This window comes from Pectobacterium peruviense, assembly GCF_003312355.2.
Lineage (GTDB): Bacteria > Pseudomonadota > Gammaproteobacteria > Enterobacterales > Enterobacteriaceae > Pectobacterium > Pectobacterium peruviense.
The window spans coordinates 13,352-25,918 of the sequence record NZ_CP161826.1; the positions used below are offsets into that span (position 1 = coordinate 13,352).

10 protein-coding genes are annotated in these 12,567 nt (G+C 52.8%); 9 read left to right on the forward strand and 1 reads right to left on the reverse strand.

Features of this window, described 5'->3' with window-relative positions:
- Together DUT67_RS00055 and yidA are read left to right on the forward strand one after the other, a co-directional pair.
- Positions 1 to 1,443 (forward strand): 6-phospho-beta-glucosidase, encoded by a 1,443-nt coding sequence (locus DUT67_RS00055; protein ID WP_113632612.1) that lies wholly within the window; start codon positions 1 to 3, stop codon positions 1,441 to 1,443.
- 518 nt (positions 1,444 to 1,961) lie between these two features.
- Positions 1,962 to 2,777 carry a sugar-phosphatase gene (gene yidA, locus DUT67_RS00060; protein WP_113632611.1) on the forward strand — a complete coding sequence of 272 codons (816 nt, stop codon included), beginning with the start codon at positions 1,962 to 1,964 and terminating at the stop codon, positions 2,775 to 2,777.
- 144 nt (positions 2,778 to 2,921) lie between these two features.
- On the opposite strand, the gene DUT67_RS00065 is transcribed toward yidA, so the two are convergent.
- Positions 2,922 to 3,818 carry a LysR substrate-binding domain-containing protein gene (locus DUT67_RS00065; protein WP_113632610.1) on the reverse strand — a complete coding sequence of 299 codons (897 nt, stop codon included), beginning with the start codon at positions 3,816 to 3,818 and terminating at the stop codon, positions 2,922 to 2,924.
- A 142-nt stretch (positions 3,819 to 3,960) separates the two neighbouring features.
- On the opposite strand from DUT67_RS00065, the gene DUT67_RS00070 reads away from it, so the two are divergent.
- The 7 genes from DUT67_RS00070 to DUT67_RS00100 all read left to right on the forward strand — a co-directional run bounded on the left by DUT67_RS00070 (position 3,961) and on the right by DUT67_RS00100 (position 12,214).
- Complete coding sequence (locus DUT67_RS00070; protein WP_113632609.1) at positions 3,961 to 5,511, forward strand: ABC transporter substrate-binding protein; 1,551 nt, start codon at positions 3,961 to 3,963, stop codon at positions 5,509 to 5,511.
- Positions 5,512 to 5,579: 68 nt separating this feature from the next.
- A complete protein-coding gene (locus tag DUT67_RS00075) occupies positions 5,580 to 6,464 on the forward strand; it encodes a dihydrodipicolinate synthase family protein (protein WP_113632608.1) in 885 nt (294 codons plus the stop codon).
- Positions 6,465 to 6,566: 102 nt separating this feature from the next.
- Complete coding sequence (locus DUT67_RS00080; protein WP_113627133.1) at positions 6,567 to 7,520, forward strand: nucleoside hydrolase; 954 nt, start codon at positions 6,567 to 6,569, stop codon at positions 7,518 to 7,520.
- Between the two features lies 1 nt (position 7,521).
- The gene (locus tag DUT67_RS00085) at positions 7,522 to 8,493 is read left to right on the forward strand and encodes a nucleoside hydrolase (RefSeq protein WP_113632607.1); all 972 of its coding nucleotides are present in this window, start codon (positions 7,522 to 7,524) and stop codon (positions 8,491 to 8,493) included.
- On the forward strand, positions 8,493 to 9,470 hold the full coding sequence (locus DUT67_RS00090; protein ID WP_113632606.1) for an ABC transporter permease: 978 nt from the start codon (positions 8,493 to 8,495) through the stop codon (positions 9,468 to 9,470). Before DUT67_RS00085 ends, DUT67_RS00090 begins: the two co-directional genes overlap by 1 nt.
- Complete coding sequence (locus DUT67_RS00095; protein WP_113627130.1) at positions 9,467 to 10,375, forward strand: ABC transporter permease; 909 nt, start codon at positions 9,467 to 9,469, stop codon at positions 10,373 to 10,375. Before DUT67_RS00090 ends, DUT67_RS00095 begins: the two co-directional genes overlap by 4 nt.
- Positions 10,376 to 10,414: 39 nt before the next feature.
- Positions 10,415 to 12,214 (forward strand): ABC transporter ATP-binding protein, encoded by a 1,800-nt coding sequence (locus tag DUT67_RS00100; RefSeq protein ID WP_113627129.1) that lies wholly within the window; start codon positions 10,415 to 10,417, stop codon positions 12,212 to 12,214.
- The last annotated feature ends 353 nt before the right edge of the window (positions 12,215 to 12,567 follow it).

Genomic DNA, 12,567 nt, shown 5'->3' on the forward strand with positions numbered 1-12,567 from the left:
ATGTCTATTGAACAATTACCGAAAGACTTTCTGTGGGGCGGCGCGGTAGCGGCGCATCAAGTTGAAGGTGGTTGGGATCAAGGCGGCAAAGGCGTCAGCATTTGTGATGTCCTGTCCGGCGGTGCGCACGGCGTTGATCGTGTGATTACTGATGGCGTACAGCCTGGTGTCAGTTATCCAAACCATCAGGCGGTGGAGTTTTATTCCCACTATAAGCAGGATATCGCCCTGTTCGCCGAAATGGGCTTTAAATGCTTCCGTACCTCGATTGCCTGGACGCGTATTTTCCCCAATGGCGATGAGCTGGAACCGAATGAAGCGGGTCTGCAATTCTATGACGACCTGTTCGATGAACTGCTGAAATACAACATTGAGCCAGTGATTACGCTGTCTCACTTTGAGATGCCGCATCATCTGGTGAAGCAGTACGGCGGCTGGTTGAACCGCAAAGTGGTGGATTTCTTTGTTCGCTACAGCGAAGTGGTCATGAAGCGTTATCAATCTAAAGTGAAATACTGGATGACCTTCAATGAGATCAATAACCAGCGCAACTGGCAGTATCCGCTGTTTGGCTATTGTTGTTCCGGCGTGATTTTTACCGATCACGACAAGCCAGAGCAGGCGATGTACCAAACGCTGCACCATCAGTTTGTTGCCAGTGCGAAAGTGGTGAAGCTGGGTCATGAGATTAACCCTGATTTCAAAATTGGCTGCATGCTGGCGCTGGTGCCGCTCTATCCGTGGTCATGCCATCCGGATGATGTGATGTTTGCACAGGAAGCAATGCGTGAACGCCACCTATTCGGTGACGTGCAACTGCGTGGTTACTATCCGTCTTACATCCTGAAAGAGTGGGCGCGTAAAGGCTATCAGATTGATATGCAGCCGGAAGATGAACAGGCGCTGCGCGAGGGTTGCACGGATTATCTGGGCTTCAGCTACTACATGAGCAACGCGGTGCAACTGGCAGCGAAAGGTCGGAAAACGGAAGACGCGATCGCAGGTTTTGACGGCGGCGTGAAAAACCCGCATGTGAAAGCATCGGAATGGGGCTGGCAGATCGACCCGGTTGGCCTGCGCTATACCCTGAACAGCTTCTACGAGCGTTACCAGAAACCCATGTTCATCGTCGAGAACGGTTTTGGTGCGGTAGACAAGGTAGAAGCCGACGGTAGCATCAATGACGATTACCGCATTGAGTACCTCAAAGCGCACATCGATCAGATGAAGAAAGCTGTTGTAGAAGACGGCGTGGAGCTGATGGGCTACACCCCGTGGGGCTGCATCGACTGCGTGTCGTTCACCACTGGCCAGTACAGCAAACGCTATGGTTTCATCTACGTGGATAAACACGATGACGGTACCGGCACGTTCAATCGCTCGAAGAAAAAGAGCTTTGACTGGTACAAGAAGGTGATTTCCAGCAACGGCGCCGAGCTATAACGGCGATTGCAGGAAACGTTAACGACAGAGCCGTGCTTAACCGCACGGCTTTTTCTTCTTGGTGTTAATCTCTTCCCAAGATGAGCTCTTATACACAAATAATGTAGTGTGCAAGCGGGGTTGCCGTTATCCCCAGCGTAAGAAATTATGCTGAGGAGATAGCAGGCTTAGGATGAGCCGCATGGACGCGGCTCAAGCTTGCGCCACGTCGGGAGCGTGTCGCAAGCGGTCCGTTAAGCCTGATGCCGACGAAGGTATCGCGTAGCGACATAATGTAGCGGGCAGCCGGGTTCATAGGGGGCTGGCGCTTGAGCCCCCTATGTCGGGCGCGTGCTATAAAGTAGCATGAGAAGGATGGCATTGTGGCGCACGAAATGGCTCCGCGTTTGCAGAGGTAGCCTTCAGGAAAAGGGTTCGTTTTGTACTGTAATACGCCTGTCACCCTGCCGTATTTCACTAACGACTTCATCGCTGAATCGCGTTAGCATGAAAACAGATAACTTGATGCTGGAAAAACTATGTCTGTAAAACTGATCGCTATTGATATGGACGGGACGTTACTGACGCCCCAAAATCAAATTTCACCTGCGGTAAAAGCCGCGATTGCCGCCGCCAGAGAGAAAGGTGTGCAGGTCGTGCTGGCAACCGGTCGTCCCTACATCGGTGTCGAACGCTACCTGATAGAGCTGGATTTGCAGCAGGAAGGCTGTTACTGCATCACCAACAACGGTGCGCTGGTGCAGCGTACGGTCAACGGTGACTGTGTGGCGCAAACCGCGCTGAGCTTCGACGATTATCTCTATTTCGAAGCGCTGGCCTGCAAATTGGGCGTCCATTTCCACGCGCTGGACTTCAATTTCGTCTATACCGCCAATAAAGACATCAGCCCTTACACCATCCATGAATCTCACCTGACCGGGATGCCGTTGAAGTATCGTGCGGTAGAGGAAATGGATCGCAGCCTGACGTTCCCGAAAGTGATGATGATTGATGAGCCAGAGATCTTGGATCGCGCCATCAGCCAACTGCCACCAGAAGCGTTTGAACGCTACACCATCATGAAGAGCGCCGAATACTATCTGGAAATTCTGGATAAGCGCGTGAACAAAGGTGAAGGCGTGAAGATGCTGGCGGAGCACCTCAATATCCCACGCGAAAGCGTCATGACGCTGGGCGACCAGCAGAACGATCTGGCTATGATTCGCTATGCGGGGATCGGCGTCGCGATGGGCAACGCTATCGATGAAGTGAAAGAAGCCAGCCAATTCGTCACCAAAACCAACATGGAAGACGGCGTCGCCTACGCGATCGAGAAATTCGTGCTGAATGCCTGATTATTTATAGATAAAGCCGGATAGCCATCATTGATGGCTATTTTATATAAAATAATAACCGTGCTATTTATTTTATATAAATCTTTTCCCTGAAATTCACTATTCAATAAATACATTAATAAAAATAAAGGCTTCGGCTGGAAATTATTTTAATTCCAGACTCGCCGCTATTTTTTCTTTCATAACCTGAGTGATGTGATTAACCACTTGGCTGCGGGGGATTTGCGGGGGATATACCGCGCAATACGCCATTTTTATATCAGGATTGAAAGGCTTAACGATAACCGGAGAAGGGCTGTTCAGCGCAGTAATAAAATCCACGACCCCGATACCGACGTTTCTTGAAGCCAGCACGCAGCAGTTAACCATTGAGGTTTCGATAGGGTTATGCAGATAGCTCTGCTCTTTTCTGATGGCAATATCGAGCTGTGCCCGTAGCGGTGTGGTTCTTCCCGGCAAAATGGCGCGGGTGCCAGCCAGATCGACAAGCGTAATTTCATCCGCTGTGGCAAGGGGGTGATCCACCGCTAACACCGCGACAGCACTGGCGTCCGCCAGGGGTTCGGCTTCCAGCCCTTTGATGCCCGGCTGGCCAAAAATAAAACCAACGTCATAGTGATTTTCAGAAATTGCATTCGTAATGCGGCTGCTGCTTTCGATGTCTAAAAACAGCGAAAGATCGGGGTATTTCTTGAGTAAAGTAGGGAGAACCTGGTCCGAGCAAAGAAACGAGAGCGCCTGAACGGCAGCGATGCGCAGTATGCTGCCTCTGGCGTGGCGAATTTCATCGGCAATCATCCCGATATGATCCAACCCCAGATAAAGACGCTCCACTTCCCGATATAGCTTCATCGCCTCAGCGCGCGGAATCAGGCCACGTCCGTCTCTATCGAACAGCTTCAGATTCAGTGCGTCTTCAAAGTCTTTAATGAGCCGACTGACCGCGGGCTGGGTGATGAACATCATGTTGGCGGCAGCGGTGATGCCTCCGGTGAGGATGACTTTATGAAAGGCTTCAACCTGACGGGGATTGATACGCATGCTCGTCACCTTAAAACATAACATTTAGTTATCAATTTAACACAAAATGCAATTTTTCATTATCCAATCTGGCGCATAGACTCACAATCATAAGATTTAATACACTTCATCAGTACTCAATCATGGAATAGAGGGTTAGTGAATGAAGAAATCAACGCTGGCGTTATTGTTTACCGTTTTATTTTCATCTTCACCTTTGGTTTATAGCGCGGATCTGAATATCGGTTTGGCTTCCTCCACCACATCAATGGATCCGCAGTTTTATGTGAGTGGGGCGAATAGCGCAATGGCGCGCAATATTTTTGACGGTTTGGTTGTACAGGATGAAAAACAGCAGATTGCACCTGCCCTGGCAACCAGTTGGAAAGTGATTGACGACAAGACGTGGGAGTTTGTATTGCGTCCTGGCGTTAAGTTTCACGACGGCAGTGATTTTACGGCTAAAGATGTGATTGCCAGCATTAAGCGTGTTGCGCTGGCATCAAAAAACAGCCCTAGTTCTTACGCACCTTACGTCAGCGACATTGCTGAAGTAATAGAAGTTAATCCACTAACGGTGCGGATAAAGACAAAAGAGGCTTCGCCACTGCTGCTGAATAATTTAAGTCGGATTTCCATTTTACCGGCCCGACTTGAGAACGTCCCAACGGAAACGTTGAATTCAGGAACAGATGTGATTGGTACAGGGCCATTCAAATTTGTTTCCTGGGTGCCGGACGACCGGGTAGTCCTTAGTCGTAACGACGATTACTGGGGAGGAAAAGCAGAGTGGGACAACGTTACTGTCCGTGTATTTAAAAACAGTAGTGCACGTGTAGCAGCAGTATTATCCGGTGATGTGGACATGATTGAAAACGTTCCAACAGCCGACAGCAGTAATATTGAAAAAAATAAGCAGTTAAAAACGATTTCAACACCAGGGAATCGTGTTATTTACCTTCACATGGACCAGCAGCGAGATGAATCACCGTTCGCTAAAGGTCCTGATGGTAAAAACCCATTACTAAAAAAAGAAGTACGCCAGGCGATGTCTTTAGCTCTTAATCGTCAGGCAATCGTCGACCGTGTGATGGAGGGGCAGGCTGTTGTTGCCTCTCAGCTTGTACCGAAGGGGTACCTAGGCTATTCCGCTTCCATTCCTGCGCCGGTTTATAATCCGGAGAAAGCCAAACAGGAACTGGCAGCGGCGGGTTACCCCGACGGCTTCACGCTGACCTTCCACGCGTCGAACGATCGTTATCCTAATGATTCTAAAATTGCTCAGGCCATTGGCCAAATGTTCACACGCGTCGGCATCAAAACCGAAGTGGTTACGATGCCCGGCAGTGTGTACTTCTCACGTGCGTCCCGTCTCGAATTCAGTTTGATTATGGGCGGGGCCGCGATTGAAACCGGGGAAGCTTCTGGAGTATTGGGGCCATTGCTAGAAACCTTTGGCCCCAATGCAGGACAGGGTAATCGTGGTCGCTATTCCAATCCTGTCTTTGATAAAACGCTGAACGAAGCACGTGTCACGCTGGATGAAACCAAGCGTGAGGCGCTGCTGGCAGAGGCGATGAACATCGGTATGAACGATTTAGGTGTCATTCCGGTGATGTTCCTGTCCAACACCTGGGCGATGAAAAAGCAGTATACCTATGTGGGCCGTTCAGATGCCTACACGCTGCCGTACTTCGTCCGTTCCGCGAAATAGTTACCTTTCAGTCATGATCCAAAAGGGGTGAGGCTTCACCCCTTATTACCGATAACAAGGAGAGCGGTGTGAATACGTTTAGCGGTGTTTTTCCCTATCTGGTGTCACCCGTCAGGCCCGATGGTCAGGTTGATAAGCCTGTGTTGGCGCAACTCACTGAGCATCTGATTCAATGCGGTGTGCATGGCGTCGTGCCGTTAGGTAGCACCGGTGAATTTGCCTATCTCTCTGCGGCTCAGCGTCTGGATGTGGTCAAAACCGTCATTGAGACGACGGCGGGCCGTGTGCCGGTGATCGCCGGTGTCGCTTCCACAACGATTCAGGATGCCGTTGAACAAACGAAACGCTACGTTGAACTCGGTGCAGATGGCATTCTTGCGGTACTCGAAGCCTATTTCCCACTGAAAGACGAAGGCGTCGAACAGTATTTCCGCGCCATTGCCGAAGCCGCACAGGGCAAACCGGTCGTGCTTTACACCAACCCTCAGTTCCAGCGCTCCGATTTGAGCTTGCCCGTTATCGAACGCTTGAGTCATGTCAGTAATATCCGCTATATCAAAGACGCCTCGACGAATACCGGGCGTTTGCTGTCCATCATTGAACGTACCCGTGGCCGGATGGACGTGTTCTCCGCCTCCGCTCATATTCCCGCCTGCGTGATGCTGATTGGCGGCGTGGGTTGGATGGCTGGCCCGGCGTGTATCGTTCCCAAACAGAGTATTGCTTTGTATGAAGCCGCCCGCACGGGTGACTGGAACAGAGCAATGGAGCTTCAGCGTCCGCTGTGGCGCATCAATGAAATCTTTGCCCGTTATTCCATTGCCGGCTGTATTAAAGCGGCGCTGCAATTGCAGGGATTTGCCGTAGGCGACCCGTTGCCGCCTCAGCAACCGCTGGATGAAAAGGCGCGTAAGGAGATCGCTGACGTTTTAGCGTCTGTCGATTCCCTCTAACGCAAACCAGATTTGTTATTTTTCACGCTGTAGAGGTGTGGGGTTTTCTGCACCTTGAAATTTGGCAGTACCTATTAAAAAGAGAAAAGGAATCATCAGGGGATGAGCGCGTTACCTATTATTATTGATTGTGATCCGGGGATAGATGACGCCATTGCGTTATTAAGTGCATTTGTGGCGCCAGAGTTGGATATTCGCGGCATTTGCACGGTGTGCGGTAACCAGTCGCTGGAAAAGACGGTGCGTAATGCGCTGCAAATTGTTGAACTGGGTCAGCGCATGGATATTCCTGTTTTCGCTGGCTGCCATCGGCCGCTGTTGCGTGAACCCATTCATGGCCAGTTTCACGGCGAAAGCGGACTGGGCCAGACGGTGCTGCCTGCACCGCAAAAACAGGCCGAAGCGCAGCATGCCGTAAGTTTTATTATTGAGCAGTGTCGGCAGGCGATAGCTGACGGCACGACGATCACGCTGTGTACGTTGGGGCCGTTAACCAATGTGGCGACGGCGCTGCGTATGGCGCCCGAGATTGCCGACGGTATTGCGCGCATTGTCATGATGGGCGGCGCGTATCGGGAAGCGGGCAACCGCAGTCTGACGTCTGAATTCAATATGATTGCCGATCCACAGGCAGCGAAGGTGGTGTTTGACTCGTCGATTGCCCTTGTTGCGCTGCCGCTGGATGTTACGCATCAGGTAATTTTAACACCGGAATTAGTGGCACGTTTCGTTGCGCTATCCGGGCGAATTTCCGCGCCGCTGGGTGAAATGATGGCGTTTTGGGATCGTAATGATATCCGTCGCTATGGTTCACGCGGTGGTCCGCTACACGATCCGTTGGTCATTGCCTGGGTTCTGGCGCCGCACTGTTTCACGACGGAAAAAGCCAGCGTTTACATTGAGCAGGAAAGTGAGCTGTGCATGGGGCAAACCGTTGCCGACTGGTATGGAAAAACCGATCGTCAGCCGAATGTGGATGTGGTGACAGGGGTTGATGCCAAACAGGTTGTCGAGCTGTTTGCTGACCTATTGAGCCGCTACAGAGAGGGTGTCTGACATGGTTCGAGAGCGCATTATTATTGATACCGATCCCGGCGTTGACGATGCAATCGCCATCTGGCTGGCATTGGCATCGCCCGAATTAGACGTGCTCGGTATCACCGTTGTAGCAGGTAATGTGCCGCTTGAAGCGACGTTGCCAAATGCGTGCAACGTTGTTGGCCTGACGGGCAGAACCGATGTACCCATTTTTGCTGGTGCCTCGCGTCCGCTCATTCGCGATCAGGTTTTCGGTAAGTACGCCCATATCGGCGAATTTTCTTCTGAGTGGGTGCCGCAGAGCACGTTATCGCCGGAACAAGAACACGCCGTCGATTTTCTGGTGCGGATGACGCGTCAGGCCGCTGCCGACAATAATCCGATCACCATTTGTTCACTCGGTCCGATGACGAATCTGGCGTTGGCGCTGTGTTTCCACCCTGATGTCGCACGCGGCATCAAACAGATTGTTTCCATGAGTTGTGCCTTTACCGCGATGGGGAATCGCGTGCCGTGGGCAGACTTTAACGTCTATGCCGATCCGCATGCGGCGGAAATCGTATTTTCCTCCGGTGTTCCCGTTGTTGTCATGCCGTTGGATGTGACCTTTCAGGCACTGATTCAGACAGAACAGGTTGATGACATCGAACGCAGCGGCGGTGCGCCGGGTAAAGCGATGGCGGCACTGTTGCGTATGTTTGACCGCAATGAGGTAGAACGCTTTGGTCGTGAAGGTGGACCGATTCATGATGCGACCGTCATTGCATGGCTGTTGAAGCCAGAGCTATTCAAGTCAAAATACGCGCGTATCGGGGTCGAGGTTTCCGGTAAGACCGCGGGTTACGTGTTTGCCGATTTTTATAACAAGCTGGGTGAGTCTGCGAATGCGCTGATCATGCGGGAAATCGACGAACAGGGATTTCTTGGGCTGATTGCCGACCGCCTGCGCCACTACGATGTTGATACAGTAAACGGTTCTGGGGGGCGCTGATGATAGCCTACCTGCTGAGCCGAATCGGACAAACGCTGCTGACGCTTGCTGTTATGTCGGTGCTGGTGTTTGTGGGTGTTTATCTAGTCGGTAACCCGGTCGATATGCTGTTGGGCGCAACAGCCACGCCAGCGGAACGGCTGGCGGTGATTCAGTCCTTTGGTCTGGATAAGCCCGTCTGGGAACAGTACGGACTGTTTGTCTGGAACGCCTTTCAGGGCGACATGGGCAAGTCTTTTATCTTTAACCAACCCGCGCTGACGCTGATTTTTCAGCGGATGCCCGCGACGCTCGAACTGGCGATGGTGGCGTTCGTCATGGCGCTGGTTGTCGGTATCCCGCTGGGGATTTACGCTGGCCTGAAGCCGGACAGCGCGGTGTCCAAATCCATCATGACCTTCTCCATTCTGGGCTTTAGCCTGCCCACGTTCTGGATCGGGCTGGTGATGATCATGCTGTTCAGTGTGAAGCTCGGCTGGCTGCCCTCGTCGGGCAGGGGCGATACGCATGAGCTATTGGGTATCCCATTCAGTTTTCTGACTCGCGACGGCCTCGAACATCTTCTCCTGCCCGCGTTTAACCTCGCGCTATTTAAAATCTCGCTGGTTATCCGCCTGATGCGTGCGGGGGTGATGGAATGCCTGCAACAAGATTATGTGCAGTTTGCACGTGCGAAGGGGCTATCGGAAACCCGTATCGTGCTGGTGCACGTGCTGCGCAATACGCTGATTCCCTTAATTACCGTGCTGGGTCTGGAGCTGGGATCGCTGATCGCGTTCGCCGTCGTCACGGAAACCATTTACGCCTGGCCGGGTATGGGCAAACTGATTATCGACTCGATCGCTGTGCTCGACCGTCCGGTCATCCTTGCTTACCTGATGATTACCGTCGTGATGTTCAGCGTCATTAACCTGCTGGTCGATTTGCTGTATGTCATGGTCGATCCGCGTGTACGGCTGGGAGGAGACAAAGGATGACAGGGAATACCATACACCAGCCCGTAACCGTGCAAAAAACCGTCCATCCGGCGATGCGCGTGGTGATGGCGTTGATCAACGATCGGTTGGCGCTGTGTGGGCTGATCATGCTGGCGATTTTTGTGCTGCTGGCGCTGCTCGCCCCTGTTCTGTCGCCGCAGAACCCTTACGATCTGATGCAGCTCGACATCATGGATGGCCGGCTTGTACCGGGTTCCTCCAGTATGGCGGGCATGACGTACTGGCTGGGGACGGACGATCAGGGGCGCGATCTGTTCAGCGCCATTCTTTACGGCACTCGTATCAGCCTGATTGTGGGCTTTTCCAGTGCGGTACTCGCGCTACTGATTGGTGCCTCGCTGGGGCTGATTAGCGCCTACGCGGGTGGAAAAACGGATGCCACGATCATGCGCATCGTGGATATCCAACTCAGTTTCCCTCCCATCCTGATTGCGTTGATCCTGCTGGCGGTGCTGGGGCAAGGGGTCGATAAAATCATTATGGCGCTGGTGGTAACCCAGTGGGCTTACTACGCGCGGACGATTCGCGGCTCGGCGCTGGTGGAACGTCGCCGCAGCTATGTGGACGCAGCACGCAGCATGGCGTTGTCCAATCGCCGCATTCTGTTTCGCCATATTTTACCGAACTGTCTGGCCCCACTGATCGTCGTCGCGACGATGCGCATCGCGTACGCCATTATGTTGGAGGCCACGCTCTCGTTTCTGGGCATTGGGCTGCCCGTGACGGAACCGTCGCTGGGGCTGCTGATCTCAAACGGTTTTGAGTACCTGATGTCGGGCGATTACTGGATCAGCTTCTTTCCGGGGCTGACGCTGTTGCTGCTGATTGTGGCGATCAATCTGGTGGGGGATGCGCTACGCGACATCCTCAATCCACGGAATTAATCAGTGGGAACGCCCATGGGAATAAGGGGTAACGAACACATGACAGCGCCGATTATGTCCGTTTCACATCTGACTACTGCTTTTCAGGTGAACGGTGAGTGGATGAACGTGGTGCGGGATTTATCCTTCACGATTGGCGAGAAAGAGACGGTCGCCGTGGTGGGGGAATCCGGCTCAGGTAAAAGCGTGATGGCGAAATCGATCATGCGCTTGCTGCCGCCCGGTCAAAGCCGGACTGAGGGGCAAATTTATTTCGGTGATACTGAACTGCTGTCGCTCCCGAATAAAGCGATGCAGGATGTGCGCGGCAATCGCATCGGCATGATTTTTCAGGAGCCGATGACCAGCCTGAATCCGGTTTTGCCGATTGGCTACCAGATTACGGAAGTGCTGCGCCGCCATCGCGGCATGGGGAAAGCCGAAGCGCGTGCCGAAGCGATACGGTTGCTGGAAAAAGTACGTATTCCGGCGGCGAAATCACGGTTGAACGAATACCCGCAAAGTTTCTCCGGCGGCATGCGCCAGCGCGTGGTGATTGCCATAGCGCTGGCCTGTCACCCGAAGCTGTTGATCGCCGACGAACCGACAACGGCGCTGGACGTCACCATTCAGGCACAAATTCTGACGCTGATAAAAACCCTTCAGGAAGAAGAAGGGATGTCGGTGCTATTTATTACCCACGATATGGGCGTAGTGGCGGAAGTCTCTGACCGCACTCTGGTGATGTATCAAGGCGAAATGGTAGAAAATGCCGTTACGCGGGAAATCTTTCATCATCCGCAACAGCCCTATACCCGCATGCTGCTGTCTGCCGTGCCTAAGCTCGGTTCGATGTCCGGCAGCGCATGGCCGCAGCGCTTTCCGCTGGTGGATCTCAAGACGGGCGAGCGCCAGCCAGTACCGGATGCGGTGAATACCGTGTCGGGCGAGGAACCGGTGCTGACGGTAAAAAATCTGGTCACCCGATTTGATATCCGATCAGGTTTTTTCCGTCGGCTGTCTGGGCGGGTTCACGCGGTGGAGAATGTCTCGTTCGATCTCTGGCCGGGAGAAACGCTTGCGCTGGTTGGCGAATCGGGCTGTGGTAAATCCACCACCGGTCGGTCGATTATTCGTCTCAACGACGCGGTCAGCGGTGATATTCAGCTTCTGGGGAGAAATATCCTGACGGCGGATAAGCATGCGCTGATCGATTCGCGGCGACAGATTCAGATGGTGTTTCAGGATCCGTATGAAAGCCTGAATCCGCGTATGCGGATAGGGGAAGCGATTGCCGAACCGATGCTGCTGCACGGGCTGGCGACCCGACAGAATGTGAATGCGCGGGTAAGTGCACTGCTTGAACAGGTGGGTTTATCCGGCGATATGGCTACGCGTTTCCCGCATCAGTTCTCTGGTGGGCAGCGGCAGCGCGTATGTATTGCCCGCGCACTGGCGCTGGAGCCGAAAGTGATTATTGCCGATGAGTCGGTGTCGGCGTTGGATGTGTCCGTCAAGGCGCAAGTGATCAACCTGATGCTGGATCTCCAGCAGAAGCTCGGGCTGTCATTCCTGTTTATCTCGCACGATATGGCGGTTGTCGAACGTATCAGCCACCGCGTAGCGGTGATGTATCTCGGTGAAATCGTGGAGATCGGCCCACGTTCGGCGATCTTCGACAATCCGCAGCATGACTACACTCGGCGTCTGATTTCTGCGGTGCCTGTACCTGACCCGGACACCCGTCCGGTGCGTAATATCACCAATGATGAACTGCGCAGCCCGGTACGCGCCCCCGATTTCCATCCTCCGGCACGCAGCTATAAGCAGGTCGGAGAGGGACATTTTGTTCTGGAGTAGGTGGCACTTAGCCATTATCTGAATTTGCCATTAATGACGGTTCTGTTACATGCGCATTGCGTAGGGTTTGAACCGTCATTCTTTTTCTTCTGATCTCTCTGCTTTCTTTCTTTCTTTCTTTCTTTCTTTCCCTATCAATGCTGCTGGCGTGCTTTTGTCGCCTTCCCGCCTCGAGCGCTCAATTCCTCTGATGTTGAAATCCGGTAACACAGGATGTTGCCAAATTGTATTTATTGTCCGTTTTGTGATCCAGATTGTAGTACAACACGTATTAATGGTACTACAATCAAGCCAAGAAAAGAGGGAATGATGCGGTTATTGTGCAACAGTTCGACGACGTCAGGCGGCATGGC

Excerpts from the sequence above, each read along its gene's own strand:
- DUT67_RS00090 (WP_113632606.1), top strand. The coding sequence starts at position 8,493 with ATGATAGCCTACCTGCTGAGCCGAATCGGACAAACGCTGCTGACGCTT.
- DUT67_RS00095 (WP_113627130.1), top strand. The coding sequence starts at position 9,467 with ATGACAGGGAATACCATACACCAGCCCGTAACCGTGCAAAAAACCGTC.
- yidA (WP_113632611.1), top strand. The coding sequence starts at position 1,962 with ATGTCTGTAAAACTGATCGCTATTGATATGGACGGGACGTTACTGACG.
- DUT67_RS00065 (WP_113632610.1), bottom strand. The coding sequence starts at position 3,818 with ATGCGTATCAATCCCCGTCAGGTTGAAGCCTTTCATAAAGTCATCCTC.
- DUT67_RS00085 (WP_113632607.1), top strand. The coding sequence starts at position 7,522 with ATGGTTCGAGAGCGCATTATTATTGATACCGATCCCGGCGTTGACGAT.
- DUT67_RS00080 (WP_113627133.1), top strand. The coding sequence starts at position 6,567 with ATGAGCGCGTTACCTATTATTATTGATTGTGATCCGGGGATAGATGAC.
- DUT67_RS00055 (WP_113632612.1), top strand. The coding sequence starts at position 1 with ATGTCTATTGAACAATTACCGAAAGACTTTCTGTGGGGCGGCGCGGTA.
- DUT67_RS00100 (WP_113627129.1), top strand. The coding sequence starts at position 10,415 with ATGACAGCGCCGATTATGTCCGTTTCACATCTGACTACTGCTTTTCAG.
- DUT67_RS00070 (WP_113632609.1), top strand. The coding sequence starts at position 3,961 with ATGAAGAAATCAACGCTGGCGTTATTGTTTACCGTTTTATTTTCATCT.